Genomic DNA, 12,598 nt, shown 5'->3' with positions numbered 1-12,598 from the left:
CCACCAAGGTAGTGCTCACACCGGTTGCTTGGTGGCACCGGCCGCCTCGCCGCGGGCCAGCGCGGCCGTCGCCACCACCATCACCACCACCGCTGCGATCAACGTCAGCCACCCGGCATCGCCCGGTCGCAGCGCCTCGCCGAGCACCACGATGCCCAGCACGGACCCGACCAGCGGTTCGGCGACGGTCATCGTCGGCAACGACGCGGTCAACGCGCCTGCCCGGAACGACGACTGCTGCCACGCTGTGCCCGCGATGCCGACCAGCGCCCAGACGTACAACTCCGGCGTCCGCAGCAGCACCCACACACCGTGGTCGAGGCGGTCCACCACGCCCTTGGTCAGCACCGCGAACACCCCCCACAGCGCGCCGGACACCAGGGCCAGCAGCACCGCGCTGGTCGGTCCCGACCAGATCCGCGCGCCCACCACGCAGAGCACCAGTGCGGGACCGAGCACGGCGACCACGACCGTCCACGTCTCGAGCGACGCCCTGGAGTGGCCTTCGGTCGGATTGCCGACGGTCACGATCACCGCGACCGCGAGCGCCAGCAGCACCGCCCACATCCACTCCCAGCGCGTCACCCGCCGCTGCGACAGCCTGGCGTTGATCGGCAGCGCGAACAGCAGCGACGTGACCAGCAGCGCCTGCACCAACAGCACCGATCCGAAGCCGAGCGCGGCGGCTTGCAGCGCGAACCCGACGGCCGCGACGATGCTGCCCAACCACCACTGCCGGTCGCGCAGCAGACGCAGGAACAGGTCGAGGTGGCTGACCGGTTCGTCGGTGACTTCGTGCGCCGAACGCTGGTGGACGACATCGCCGATCGCGATGAAGAACGCAGCGCCGAGGGCGAGCAGGGCGGCGATATCCGCCTTGTGCATCGGTGGCCTCCCCTCCGTGTTGGCACGAGCGTAGGCAACAGCATCGCGAAAGCCGTGGGCACGTGCCGCCCCGACCTGTTTGAATAGCGGTCGAGCTATCAGGCGCCGCGTCGCGCGGCAGGTGCGCGGGTTCCCGCGCGGAGGGTCGAGGTAACGCCAGATGACGACCAGCGAGCAGGGCGGTCAGTCCGCCGTCCCCAAACCCGTACCCCGGCCAGGACCGCCGCGGCCGGCGCCCCGCCCGGGGCCGCATCCGACGCCGACGGTCGCCGTGCCCGCGGCGAGCGATCCGCACCGGTTCGGCCGCGTCGACCCCGACGGCACCGTCTGGCTGATCACCGGCGCCGGTGAACGGGTGATCGGCTCGTGGCAGGCCGGTGATCCCGAGGCGGCGTTCGAGCACTTCGGCCGTCGCTTCGACGATCTGCACACCGAGGTGGCGCTGATGGAGCGCCGGTTGGAGTCCGGCACGGGCGACGCGCGCAAGATCAGGGCCGCCGCGGCCGCGCTCGCCGAGACGCTGCCGGAGGCCCATGTGCTCGGTGACGTCGACGCGTTGGCGGCCCGGTTGGGCACGATCGTCGAACACGCCGACGAGGCCGCGCAGGCGGAGCGGGCCAAGCGCGACGAGTTCCGTGCCGCGCAGACGGCCCGCAAGGAGGCGTTGGCGGTCGAGGCCGAGGACATCGCGGCCAATTCGACGCAGTGGAAGGTCGCCGGCGACCGGTTGCGCGAGATCCTCGAGGAATGGCGGACGATCAGCGGGCTGGACCGCAAGACCGACGACGCGTTGTGGAAGCGGTATTCGACGGCTCGCGAGACCTTCAACCGCCGCCGCGGTTCGCATTTCGCCGAACTGGACCGCGAACGCGCAGGCGCGCGGCAGGCCAAGGAGGCGTTGTGTGAACGCGCCGAGGAACTGTCCGGCTCGACGGACTGGGGCCCGACCAGTGCCGCGTTCCGCGACTTGTTGACCGAGTGGAAGGCGGCGGGCCGCGCCGCCAAAGACGTCGACGACGCGCTGTGGCAGCGGTTCAAGGCCGCGCAGGACATCTTCTTCTCAGCCCGCAACGCGGCCAGTTCCGAGCGCGACGCGGAATTGCGCGCGAACGCCGAAGCCAAGGAGGCGCTGCTGGCCGAGGCCGAGAAGGTCGACACCTCCGACCTGGAAGCCGCGCGGGCGGCGCTGCGCGCGATCGGCGATAAGTGGGACGCGATCGGCAAGGTGCCCCGCGAGCGGGGCGCCGAGTTGGAACGCCGACTGCGTGCCATCGAGAAGAAGGTGCGCGACGCGCCTACCGGCGGCGTCGATCCCGAGGCGCAGGCCAGGGCGGACCAATTCCGTGCTCGCGCAGAGCAATACGAGCGGCAGGCGGAGAAGGCGCAGGCGGCCGGACGGACGAAGGACGCCGAGGAGGCGCGGGCCAACGCCGAACAGTGGCGGCAGTGGGCCGACGCGGCGGCGCAGGCGTTGGGCAAGCGGGCCTAGGTCTTCGGCGTCTTGGGCGTTGACTCTGCGCTCAGGGCGTGCGCTGTAGGCACTTTTGCACCCTCAGCGCAGCGTCATTGAGGTTGGGTCTTCGGCGGCCCGTCGTCGGTGTCGTCGTCGGTGTCGCTGTCGTCGTCGTTGATGGTGTCCATCAACTTCTTGTTCTGACGTTTGGCGGCGTCCTGACGGCGCTGCTCCTCGGCCGCGAGTTGCAGCGCGGTGCGCGCCCACACCGCGCGTGCCCAGTTGAACGCCAGCGTGATGACCGCGAGCCAGGCGATGATCAGGCCGATGCCGGGGCCGGGACCGTCTGCGGGGGCGGTCTGCCGCGACCACACCGCCAGCAGGCCGGTGAACGAGGCGACCGTCGATCCGGCGAGCGCGATCCACGCCAACGCCCAGCGCCGGGTGAGCAGCGCCAGCATGGAGAAGCCGACGCCGAACACCAGCGCGAACCAGACGAACACCCGTGACGGCAGCGCGATGCCGTTGGCGATCGCCGCGTTGTCGCCCACCAGCACGTCCCAGCCTCTCGCGCTGCCGGTGTGCGGGAGGATGAACGTCAGCAGTAGCACGAACACGGCGATGGCGAGCGCCAAAGCTCGTGCGCCAGGGTCGATTTCACGCGCCACCCGGCGTTCGGCCGCCTCCAGATCACCCTTGAACTCGTCGAACTTGCCGTTGTTGTCTTTACCGGAGGTCAACGGGCACACCCGGAGGAAGTCGGCTGCGGCGCAGGCATGCCGACGGCGGGCATGCCAAGGCCCACGCTGGATGTCGCCGACCCTTCGGCTCCCACACCGGTGCGGGGTTTGCGCCCCGCCGCGTGTGCGTCGCCGGCCCTGGTGCGCCGGTGCGAGTGCGGGCCCCCGTCGGCGATCAGGTGATGCGGCGCGGCGCCGGTGACGGTGGCGGTGACCACGTCGCCGGGCCGGATGTCGAGGCCCGCGGGGTCGAAGTGCACCAACCGGCCGTCGCGGGCCCGCCCCGACATGCGGGCGGTGCTGGCGTCTTTGCGTCCTTCGCCGGTGGCCACCAGCAGTTCCACGGTGCGCCCGATCTGGGCGGTGTTCTCCTCTAGCGAGATGCGCTCCTGCAGTTCGATGAGCCGCTGATAGCGTTCCTGGACAACGGCTTTGGGCAGCTGGTCGGCCAACTCGGCGGCGGGGGTACCTGGCCGCTTCGAGTATTGGAAGGTGAACGCGCTGGAGAACCTGGCCCGCTCAACCACTTCGAGGGTGGCCGCGAAGTCTGCTTCGGTCTCGCCGGGAAACCCGACGATCAGATCGGTGGTGATCGCGGCGTGCGGGATGGCCGCCCGGACGCGGTCGATGATGCCGAGGTACTTCTCGGCGCGGTAGGACCGCCGCATGGCGCGCAGGATCCGGTCGGAGCCGGATTGCAGCGGCATGTGCAGCGTCGGACAGACATTCGGTGTCTGCGCCATCGCCTCGATCACGTCGTCGGTGAACTCGGCGGGGTGCGGCGAGGTGAACCGGACCCGCTCGAGGCCGTCGATACGGCCGCAGGCGCGCAACAACTTGGCGAACGCGCCGCGGTCACGCGGCTGCTCCGGGTCGGCGAACGAGACACCGTAGGCGTTGACGTTCTGACCGAGCAGCGTCACCTCGAGCACGCCCTGATCGACGAGGGTCTGCACTTCGGCCAGCACGTCACCCGGTCCGCGGTCGACCTCTTTGCCGCGTAGCGCGGGCACGATGCAGAACGTGCACGTGTTGTTGCAACCGACGGAGATGGAAACCCAAGCGGCGTAGGCGGATTCGCGGGCCGCAGGCAAAGCCGACGGGAATTCCTCAAGGGCTTCGACGATTTCGACCTGGGCCTTGCGATTGTGGCGCGCCCGTTCGAGCAGCGTCGGCAGCGACCCGATGTTGTGGGTGCCGAACACGACGTCGACCCACGGCGCCTTGGACAGCACGGTGTCGCGGTCCTTCTGCGCCAGACAGCCGCCGACGGCGATCTGCATATCGGGGTCGGTCTGCTTGCGCGGCGCGAGGTGGCTCAGGTTTCCGTACAGCTTGTTGTCAGCGTTCTCGCGCACGGCGCAGGTGTTGAACACCACCACATCGGCGTCGGATCCGTCGGCCGCGCGCTCATAACCCGCCGCTTCCAGCAACCCGGCCAGCCGTTCGGAGTCGTGCACATTCATCTGGCAGCCATAGGTGCGGACCTGGTAGGTGCGCGCCGACGAGCGAACAGCAGAGCCTGCCGTCGCCTGCTGCGCCACCACTGAAGTCACGGACCCATGGTACGGACGTGCCGACATGGTGATCGGAGTGGATTCGCGAGTTCCAGGCAAGCTGGGCATTCCCTGGGTAATGTCTGCACCCATGGAAGCCACGGGGACCGATGCGGAAGTGGTGAAATCGACTCCCTCAGGCGTGCCGATGATCTCTATCAAGGGCGTCAACAAGCACTTCGGCAGCCTCCATGTGCTCAAGGACATCAACCTGGAGGTCGATCGCGGACAGGTGATCGTCGTGCTCGGGCCGTCCGGGTCGGGGAAGTCCACGTTGTGCCGCACCATCAATCGGCTCGAACCCATCGACGAGGGCACCATCGCGATCGACGGCGAGGTGCTTCCCGCCGAAGGTCGCAAGCTGGCCCAGTTGCGCTCCGACGTCGGGATGGTGTTCCAGTCCTTCAATCTGTTCGCGCACAAGACAATTCTGGACAACGTCATGCTGGCGCCGATGAAGGTGCGCAAGGTGTCCAAGGACAAGGCGCGCGCGAAGGCCATGGAGTTGCTCGAGCGGGTCGGGGTGGCCAACCAGGCCGACAAGTACCCGGCACAGCTTTCGGGCGGACAGCAGCAGCGCGTCGCGATCGCCCGCTCGCTGGCGATGAACCCGAAGGTGATGTTGTTCGACGAGCCGACCAGCGCGCTGGACCCGGAGATGATCAGCGAGGTGCTGAACGTCATGACCGGGTTGGCGAAGGACGGCATGACCATGGTGGTGGTCACCCACGAGATGGGATTCGCCCGAGGCGCCGCCAACCGCGTGGTGTTCATGGCCGACGGTGCGATCGTCGAGTCGGCCGAGCCGGCCGACTTCTTCGAGAATCCGAAGTCCGACCGAGCCAAAGACTTCCTCAGCAAGATCCTGAAGCACTAACCCCGCGAAAGGAACGAAAAAACATGCGGTCCATCTCAGTGCGTGCCATCGGTGTCGTCGCACTCGCAATCGCCCTGCCGTTCGCTGCGACGGCCTGTGGTGGCGGCGGGGGCGGCGGCGGCGACAAGATCGTCATCGGCACGAAGTTCGACCAGCCCGGCCTCGGCCTGAAGAATCCCGACGGGACGATGAGCGGGTTCGACGTCGACGTCGCGAAGTACGTCGCCAAGGAGCTCGGCTACGACGAAGGCAAGATCGAGTGGAAGGAATCGCCGTCCGGTCAGCGCGAGACGCTGATCCAGAACGACCAGGTCAAGTTCATCGCCGCGACCTACTCGATCACCGATGCCCGCAAGGAGAAGGTCAGCTTCGCCGGACCGTATCTGGTCACCGGGCAGAGCCTGCTGGTCAAGGCCGACAACTCCGACATCACCGGCCCCGAGTCGCTGCAGAACAACAAGAAGCTGTGCTCGGTGTCCGGCTCCACGCCTGCGCAGCGGATCAAGGACAAGTACCCCGGCGTCCAGCTGCAGCAGTACGACACCTATTCGGCCTGCATCGAGGCGCTGAAGAACGGCGCCATCGATGCGGTGACCACCGATGAGGTGATCCTGGCCGGCTACGCCGCGCAGAGCCCCGGTGTCTTCAAGATCGTCGGCAAGCCGTTCTCCGAGGAGAACTACGGCATCGGTTTGAAGAAGGGTGACACCGAGCTGTGCACCAAGATCACCGACGCGATCAAGAAGATGGAGTCCGACGGCGCGTGGAAGGCCGCGTGGGACAAGAACCTCGGCCCCGCCGGTCTGGCCGCTCCGACACCGCCGACTCCCGCCGCCTGCTGACCCGGTAAAGGCGCCAGGTGATTCGTTTCGGCACGAGTTCCTACGACGTCCTTGGAGCGTTCTGGACGACCATCCAGCTGACGGCGCTGTCGGCCGTCGGGGCGCTGATCCTGGGTACCCTGTTGGCGGCCATGCGGCTTTCGCCAGTTCCGATGCTCAACTGGATCGGCACGGCCTACGTCAACGTGGTCCGCAACACTCCGCTGACGCTGATCATCCTGTTCTGCTCGTTCGGCCTGTCGCAGACGCTGGGCATCACGTTGGTGGACTCGAAGTCGCCGACATCGATCGAGGACAGCAACTTTCGGCTGGCGGTGCTCGGATTCGTGGTCTACACAGCGTCATTCGTCTGTGAGACGGTGCGCTCCGGGGTGAACACCGTGCCGCTCGGCCAGGCGGAGGCCGCGCGTTCACTCGGGTTGACGTTCGGGCAGAACCTGCGAATGATCCTGCTGCCGCAGGCTTTTCGCGCGGTGATCAACCCCCTCGGTTCGGTGCTGATCGCGTTGACCAAGAACACCACGATCGCATCGGCAATCGGCGTGGCGGAAGCGGCGCTGCTGATGAAGGAGATGATCGAGAACGAGGCGGCGTTGCTCTCCATCGGCGCCATCTTCATGTTCGGGTTCGTCATCCTGACCCTGCCGATGGGGTTGTTCTTCGGCTGGCTCGGGAAACGGTTGGCGGTGGCGCGCTGATGAGTGGATCGTCGGTTCTGTTCGACGCGCCTGGACCGCGGGCGTTGGTCCGCAACCGCATCGTGTCGATCGTGACGGTGATCGTCACCCTGCTGGTGCTGTGGGTGGTGTATTCGAAGCTGCAGTCCAAGGGCCAACTCACCGCGGCGAAGTGGGAGCCGTTCCTGACCGCGAACCTGTGGAAGACCTACATCCTGCCGGGTGTGCAGGGCACGCTCACCGCGGCCGCGGTGTCGATCGTGCTGGCGTTGGCGCTGGGCTTCCTGCTGGGGGTTGGCCGGCTGTCCACTCACCCGGCGATCCGCTGGCCCGCGTCGGTGTTCGTGGAGTTCTTCCGCGCGGTGCCGGTGCTGATCATGATGATCTTCGCCTACTTCCTGTATGCGACGTATGACGTGTTCCCGTCCAAGCACCTGGCGCTGGCGGGTGTGATCACCGGACTGACGCTGTACAACGGCGCGGTGATCGCCGAGATCGTCAGGGCCGGGGTCAACGCGCTGCCCCGCGGGCAGTCCGAGGCCGCGTCCGCGCTGGGGCTGCGGTGGGGGCAGACCATGCGGTCGATCCTGCTGCCGCAGGCCATCACGTCGATGTTGCCGGTGCTGATCTCGCAGATGGTGGTCGTCCTCAAGGACACCGCGATCGGCTACCAGATCACCTTCCTGGAGATGGTGCGCCAGGGCACCCAGGTCGGATCCGCCTACGGCAACTACGTTCCCGCGCTGATCGTCATCGCGGTGTTGATGATCGCGGTGAACTTCTCGCTGTCCTGGTTCGCGACGTGGCTGGAAGGCCGGATGCGCCGATCGCGCCGCGGTCCCGAGCCGATGCACATCCAGCCGGTCACGCAGGGCTCGTTCGGGGCGGGTGCCGGCGGCACCATCTGAGCTACAGGAACTCGGCGCAGCGCTCGAGTTGCTGCCCGGTCGGCGGCTGGTAGAACGACAGCACCACGTGCTCGCAGCCGCGGTCCACCAGCTCGGGAAGATGCGCCAACTGCTCTTCGAGATGCCCCGGCTCGGCAGGCCGAACGAACAGTTGGATCGAGCGCCGGATCTCGGCGGGATCGCGACCGACCTCCGCGCACGCGTCGTCGAGGCGTGCGCTGGTCTCGGCCCACAACGCGACATCGCCATGGCTTGGCACGTTCCATTCGTCGGCGTGCCGGGCGATGACGCGCAACATCTTGGGCTTCTCACCGCCGACGACGATCGGTGGATGCGGTCGCTGCAGCGGCTTCGGATTGCACAGCGCGTCGTGCACGCGGTAGTACCTGCCGTCGAACGTCACCCTGTCCTCGGTCCACAGCCTGCGGATGATCGTGAGCGCCTCGTCGAGCATGCCGACGCGCACACCCGGGCCGGGGAAGTCGAGCCCGTAGCCGCGGTGCTCCTCCTCATGCCAGCCCGCGCCGAGGCCGAAATCCAGTCGGCCACCGCTGATGTGGTCGACCGTCACCGCCATCTTCGCCAGTACCGCCGGGTTGCGGTACAACACCCCGCTGACCAGACAGCTCACCCGCGCACGCCGCACGACCGCCGCCATGGCCGCCAACGACGTCCACGCTTCGAACGTCGGGTCGGTGTGGTCGGTCAACCCGTAGAAGTGGTCGTAGTTGGCCACCGAGTGAAAGCCCAACTCGTCGGCGCGTGTCCAGAACTCCTGCAGCACCGGGTAATCGAACGTCGGCGCGAGCTTGGCGGAGAGCAGCATCTGCGCAAGTATGCCGTGCTCGCGCTAGACGCGTCGACGTTCCTGTTCGGCGGCGAGTTCGACCTTGACCACGTCGAACGCCATCGACTGGCTGTAGCCGCGGCGAGCCAGCATCCCGACGAGTCGCCGCACGACCTTGGCGTCGTCGCCGTCGACGAGTTTCTCCCGGCGCAGCTTGTCACGCACCAGTTGCTCGGCGCGCTGGCGTTCCGCTCCGGCGTCGATATCGGCGAGCGTCGCGGTGATCACGTCGTTGTCGACACCCTTGTTGCGCAGCTCAGCGGCCAACGCGCGCTTGCCTTTTCCCGCGTTGGCCCGTCGCGAGCGCACCCACTGCTCGGCGAAGTCGGCGTCGTCGACCAGGCCGACCTCGGCGAGCCTGTCGAGCACACGCCCGCTGACGTCGTCGGGGTAGCCCCGCTTGGCCAACTGCCCTTCGAGTTCGGCGCGGGTGCGTGCCCGCACGGTGAGCAGGCGCAGACAGAGGTCGTGCGCCTGCTCCTCACGTTTGGGCGCGGGCGCCTCAGAAGTCGACTGGGGCGGGCAGGACGTCATCGCCGGTCGGGGTGGCTGTCACGTCGGCACCGATGCCGAGCTTTTCCTTGATCTTCTTCTCGATCTCGTTGGCCACGTCGACGTTCTCCAGCAAGAAGTTGCGGGCGTTCTCCTTGCCCTGGCCCAACTGCTCGCCCTCATAGGTGAACCAGGAGCCGGACTTGCGGATGAAGCCGTGCTCGACACCCATGTCGATGAGCGAGCCTTCCTTGCTGATGCCCTTGCCGTAGAGGATGTCGAACTCGGCCTGCTTGAACGGCGGCGACACCTTGTTCTTGACGACCTTGACGCGGGTGCGGTTACCGACCGCGTCGGTGCCGTCCTTCAGCGTCTCGATTCGCCTGACGTCCAGCCGGACGGAGGCGTAGAACTTCAAAGCCTTTCCGCCCGTTGTCGTTTCAGGACTTCCGAACATCACGCCGATCTTCTCGCGGAGCTGGTTGATGAAGATGGCGGTGGTGCCCGCATTGTTCAGCGCGCCAGTCATCTTCCGCAGCGCCTGGCTCATCAACCTGGCCTGCAGACCGACGTGGCTGTCGCCCATCTCACCCTCGATTTCCGCGCGCGGCACCAGCGCGGCCACCGAGTCGATGACCAGGATGTCGATTGCGCCGGACCGGATCAGCATGTCGGCGATCTCCAGCGCCTGCTCCCCGGTGTCCGGTTGGGACACCAGCAGCGAATCGGTGTCCACCCCGAGCTTCTTGGCGTACTCCGGATCCAGCGCGTGCTCGGCGTCGATAAACGCCGCGATGCCGCCCGCGGCCTGTGCGTTGGCCACCGCGTGCAGCGCGACGGTGGTCTTACCGGAGGATTCCGGGCCGTAGATCTCGACGACCCGGCCGCGCGGCAGCCCGCCGATGCCGAGCGCCACGTCCAGGGCGATCGACCCGGTGGGGATGACGGAGATCGGCTGACGCACCTCCTCGCCGAGCCGCATCACCGAGCCCTTGCCGTGGTTCTTCTCAATTTGTGCGAGTGCCAGTTCGAGGGCTTTCTCGCGATCCGGTGCCTGCGCCATGGGGTGCTCTCCGTCCTAGTCAGCTGTTCGGTTGATCGGTGGTCGATCAGTTGGCCGTGACGCTAGAGGCCGCCACCGACAAGTCGGCCTGACCAGCATCTAGCCGTCGAACACTGCTCACAGTAGACGAACACCTGTTCGATTCAAGAAGACACGCCGTACGGACCGCCGCGGGGATAGATTCGCCCTTATGCCCGCACCAGCTGACGTCCGCATCCCCTACCGCGGCGAGCAGATCGCCGCCTATCTCTACCGGCCCGAGGCCACCGACGGCGCCGTGCCCTGCGTCGTGATGGCACACGGGTTCTCCGCCACCCGCGACGACGGACTGCCCGCCTACGCCGAGGCGTTCCGCGATGCCGGGTTCGCCGTCGTCGTGTTCGACTACCGGCACTTCGGCGCGTCGACCGGCGAACCGCGCCAACTGCTCGACATCGGCCGCCAGCACGACGACTACCGCGCGGTCGTGGCCTGGGCCCGCCGACTCGACGGCGTCGACCCCGACAGAATCGTGTTGTGGGGTTCGTCGTTCAGCGGCGGTCATGTGCTGGCCGTCGCGGCAGGCGACCCCCGTGTCGGGGCGGTGATCGCCCGGGCGCCGTTCCCCGATCCCACCCCCGCCATGATGAAAGTGCCACCGAAAACCAGCGCCCGTCTCCTGCTTCTCGGGCTGCGAGACCAGTGGCGGGCATGGCGCGGCCCCCCGCCCCTCCTGGTGCCCGCAGGCGGGGCGCCCGGCACCTTCGCAGCGATGACCGAGCCCGACGCCAAACCCGGCTTCGAAGCGATCGTGCCGCCGAATTCACTGTGGCGCAACGAGTTCGCTGCCCGGTTGATGCTGCGATTCCCGTTCTACCGGCCCGGGCGCGGCACCGCGCGACTGGCGATGCCACTGCTGGTCTGCGTCTGCGAAGACGACACCACCACACCGCCGGGGTCGACGATCAAGGCGGCGCACCGGGCGCCCCGCGGTGAATTGCGCCGCTACCCCTACGGACACTTCGCGATCTACCACGATCCGAAAGCCAAGGCGGATCAAGTCGAATTCCTCCAGCGGGTGTTCGCAGAAGTCACGGCTTGACCGGATCGCTGGACCCGTCCCCGACACGAGTCCTATCGTGAGTCATCCGGCCAGAACGGACCGACATGCACGAGATGGCGATCACGCAGAGTGTCGTCGACGCGGTGTGTGAGCACGCCGCGGGTCGCCATGTGCACAGCGTCAAGGTCGAAGTCGGCGCCCTGTGCGCGGTTGTGCCCGACGCGATGCGGTTCTGTTTCGACCTCGCCACCGAAGGCACCGTCGCCGACGGCGCCCGCCTCGACCTCGCCGTCCAGCCCGGCGCCGCTCGCTGTCGCACCTGCGGTCAGACGTTCGAACTACCGGACCTGATCCTGTTGTGCCCTTGCGGCAGCGCTGATGTCGAGGTGCTCGCGGGACGAGACCTGAGAATCCTGTCGATGGAAGTGAGCTGACATGTGCGCGACATGCGGGTGCGGCGACGACGGTGCGACCGTCACGGTCGCCGGCGACCCGCACCCGCACGACCACGTTCCTCACACCGAGACCATCACGCTCGAGCAGAAGGTGCTCGCACGAAACGATGAGATCGCCGAACACAACCGGCAGTGGTTGGCCGAACGGGCGATCCTCGCGCTGAACGTGACGAGTTCACCGGGCGCAGGCAAGACCACACTGCTCGAACGCACCGTTCGCGAGCTTGGCGGCAACCATCCCGTCGCCGTCATCGAGGGCGACCAGGAAACGCTGCTCGACGCCGAGCGAATTCGGGCCGCGGGCGCGCGCGCCGTCCAAGTGAACACCGGCGCTGGCTGTCACCTCGACGCCGACATGGTTCACCGCGCACTTCACGCCTTGAAACCCGACCCGCAGTCGTTGCTCTTCATCGAGAACGTCGGCAATCTGGTGTGCCCGGCGCTGTTCGATCTCGGTGAGCGCAGCAAAGTCGTGGTGATCTCGGTGACCGAAGGTCACGACAAGCCGTTGAAGTACCCGCACATGTTCGCCGCCGCGGGACTGGTGCTGATCAACAAGATCGATCTTGTTCCGTACGTAAACTTTGATCTTGAAACGTGTTTCGGTTTCGCGCGGTCTGTGAACCCGTGCGTGGAAATCTTGCCGGTTTCCGCGACGAGCGGCGAGGGACTGGACGCATGGTACGACTGGATCCGCACGGAAATCGGGGTTCTGGCAAACAACGTCTAATGTCCCTAAGACCCGTTGACAAGACATTCGG

At 67.1% G+C, this 12,598-nt stretch carries 14 protein-coding genes; 8 read left to right on the top strand and 6 right to left on the bottom strand.

The features are described 5' to 3' along the window. Window positions 1-15 precede the first annotated feature (15 nt). Window positions 16-885, bottom strand: coding sequence for a DMT family transporter (locus C1A30_RS17890; protein ID WP_101949526.1), 870 nt, complete (start codon window positions 883-885; stop codon window positions 16-18). Window positions 886-1,045: 160 nt separating this feature from the next. On the opposite strand from C1A30_RS17890, the gene C1A30_RS17885 reads away from it, so the two are divergent. Continuing rightward, the gene (locus tag C1A30_RS17885; protein ID WP_101949525.1) at window positions 1,046-2,374 is read left to right on the top strand and encodes a DUF349 domain-containing protein; all 1,329 of its coding nucleotides are present in this window, start codon (window positions 1,046-1,048) and stop codon (window positions 2,372-2,374) included. 74 nt (window positions 2,375-2,448) lie between these two features. Here the strand turns inward: C1A30_RS17885 and C1A30_RS17880 are convergent, their stop codons facing one another. Together C1A30_RS17880 and miaB are read right to left on the bottom strand one after the other, a co-directional pair. Beyond that, window positions 2,449-3,078, bottom strand: a complete 630-nt coding sequence (locus tag C1A30_RS17880; protein ID WP_101950280.1) for a hypothetical protein — start codon at window positions 3,076-3,078, stop codon at window positions 2,449-2,451. Continuing rightward, on the bottom strand, window positions 3,075-4,661 hold the full coding sequence (gene miaB / locus C1A30_RS17875) for a tRNA (N6-isopentenyl adenosine(37)-C2)-methylthiotransferase MiaB (RefSeq protein ID WP_255413230.1): 1,587 nt from the start codon (window positions 4,659-4,661) through the stop codon (window positions 3,075-3,077). The genes C1A30_RS17880 and miaB overlap by 4 nt, the downstream gene beginning before the upstream one ends. Window positions 4,662-4,782: 121 nt before the next feature. Between miaB and C1A30_RS17870 the strand changes: the two genes are divergently transcribed. Genes C1A30_RS17870 through C1A30_RS17855 form a run of 4 tightly spaced genes read left to right on the top strand, consistent with a single transcriptional unit; the run spans window position 4,783 to window position 7,938 of the window. Then, window positions 4,783-5,511, top strand: coding sequence for an amino acid ABC transporter ATP-binding protein (locus C1A30_RS17870; protein ID WP_200828371.1), 729 nt, complete (start codon window positions 4,783-4,785; stop codon window positions 5,509-5,511). Window positions 5,512-5,534: 23 nt separating this feature from the next. Then, window positions 5,535-6,353, top strand: coding sequence for a glutamate ABC transporter substrate-binding protein (locus tag C1A30_RS17865; protein ID WP_101949523.1), 819 nt, complete (start codon window positions 5,535-5,537; stop codon window positions 6,351-6,353). Window positions 6,354-6,370: 17 nt separating this feature from the next. After that, window positions 6,371-7,051, top strand: a complete 681-nt coding sequence (locus tag C1A30_RS17860; RefSeq protein ID WP_101949522.1) for an amino acid ABC transporter permease — start codon at window positions 6,371-6,373, stop codon at window positions 7,049-7,051. Further along, complete coding sequence (locus tag C1A30_RS17855; RefSeq protein WP_101949521.1) at window positions 7,051-7,938, top strand: amino acid ABC transporter permease; 888 nt, start codon at window positions 7,051-7,053, stop codon at window positions 7,936-7,938. The genes C1A30_RS17860 and C1A30_RS17855 overlap by 1 nt, the downstream gene beginning before the upstream one ends. Window position 7,939: 1 nt before the next feature. Here C1A30_RS17855 and C1A30_RS17850 read toward each other — a convergent pair whose 3' ends face one another. The 3 genes from C1A30_RS17850 to recA are packed head-to-tail and all read right to left on the bottom strand — an operon-like array spanning window position 7,940 to window position 10,340. Further along, the gene (locus C1A30_RS17850; RefSeq protein ID WP_101949520.1) at window positions 7,940-8,764 is read right to left on the bottom strand and encodes a TIGR03560 family F420-dependent LLM class oxidoreductase; all 825 of its coding nucleotides are present in this window, start codon (window positions 8,762-8,764) and stop codon (window positions 7,940-7,942) included. A gap of 24 nt (window positions 8,765-8,788) precedes the next feature. Then, the gene (gene recX, locus C1A30_RS17845; RefSeq protein WP_101949519.1) at window positions 8,789-9,319 is read right to left on the bottom strand and encodes a recombination regulator RecX; all 531 of its coding nucleotides are present in this window, start codon (window positions 9,317-9,319) and stop codon (window positions 8,789-8,791) included. Next, window positions 9,288-10,340 carry a recombinase RecA gene (recA, locus tag C1A30_RS17840; RefSeq protein ID WP_101949518.1) on the bottom strand — a complete coding sequence of 351 codons (1,053 nt, stop codon included), beginning with the start codon at window positions 10,338-10,340 and terminating at the stop codon, window positions 9,288-9,290. The genes recX and recA overlap by 32 nt, the downstream gene beginning before the upstream one ends. Window positions 10,341-10,530: 190 nt before the next feature. On the opposite strand from recA, the gene C1A30_RS17835 reads away from it, so the two are divergent. The 3 genes from C1A30_RS17835 to hypB all read left to right on the top strand — a co-directional run bounded on the left by C1A30_RS17835 (window position 10,531) and on the right by hypB (window position 12,567). Next, on the top strand, window positions 10,531-11,421 hold the full coding sequence (locus tag C1A30_RS17835) for an alpha/beta hydrolase (RefSeq protein WP_101949517.1): 891 nt from the start codon (window positions 10,531-10,533) through the stop codon (window positions 11,419-11,421). Window positions 11,422-11,486: 65 nt separating this feature from the next. Continuing rightward, complete coding sequence (locus tag C1A30_RS17830) at window positions 11,487-11,816, top strand: hydrogenase maturation nickel metallochaperone HypA (protein WP_067798670.1); 330 nt, start codon at window positions 11,487-11,489, stop codon at window positions 11,814-11,816. A gap of 1 nt (window position 11,817) precedes the next feature. Next, window positions 11,818-12,567 carry a hydrogenase nickel incorporation protein HypB gene (gene hypB / locus C1A30_RS17825; RefSeq protein ID WP_101949516.1) on the top strand — a complete coding sequence of 250 codons (750 nt, stop codon included), beginning with the start codon at window positions 11,818-11,820 and terminating at the stop codon, window positions 12,565-12,567. Window positions 12,568-12,598: the final 31 nt, after the last annotated feature.

The sequence above is a fragment of the Mycobacterium sp. 3519A genome, from assembly GCF_900240945.1.
Classification (GTDB): Bacteria; Actinomycetota; Actinomycetes; order Mycobacteriales; family Mycobacteriaceae; genus Mycobacterium.
The sequence above is the reverse complement of the archived record's forward strand: the minus strand, read 5'-3'. Positions and strand labels throughout refer to the sequence as shown.